Source organism: Halomonas sp. ND22Bw (assembly GCF_003011945.1).
In the GTDB taxonomy this organism is placed as follows: domain Bacteria; phylum Pseudomonadota; class Gammaproteobacteria; order Pseudomonadales; family Halomonadaceae; genus Halomonas; species Halomonas halophila.
Map to the genome: position 1 here is coordinate 1 of NZ_PXWD01001478.1, position 247 is coordinate 247.

Consider the following 247-nt stretch of genomic DNA (forward strand, 5'->3'; position numbering starts at 1 on the left):
AGGATCGCCTCGAACGCGCATTGCTGCTCCGGCACGGAGGCGTCGCCGCCGCTCGCCTGTGCCGCGCGGACGGCGCGCATGCACACGATCATCCGTTGATAGGCCTCGATCGCGGCATAAGGCAGCGTACCGGTCCAGCGGACGTTGGTGCGCGCGGCGGTGGCGGGATCCTTGTCCTTGATCGCCAGATACCGCTTGTGAAGTGCGAGGACGAATTCGTGGCGCGATCGCGGGATCGGTTTCACGA

1 protein-coding gene is annotated in these 247 nt (G+C 66.4%); it reads right to left on the bottom strand.

Annotated features, from left to right (window positions below; all coding sequences use genetic code 11):
- The coding region (locus CVH10_RS23140; RefSeq protein WP_219925048.1) for a hypothetical protein at positions 1-247 on the bottom strand (247 nt) is incomplete at both ends.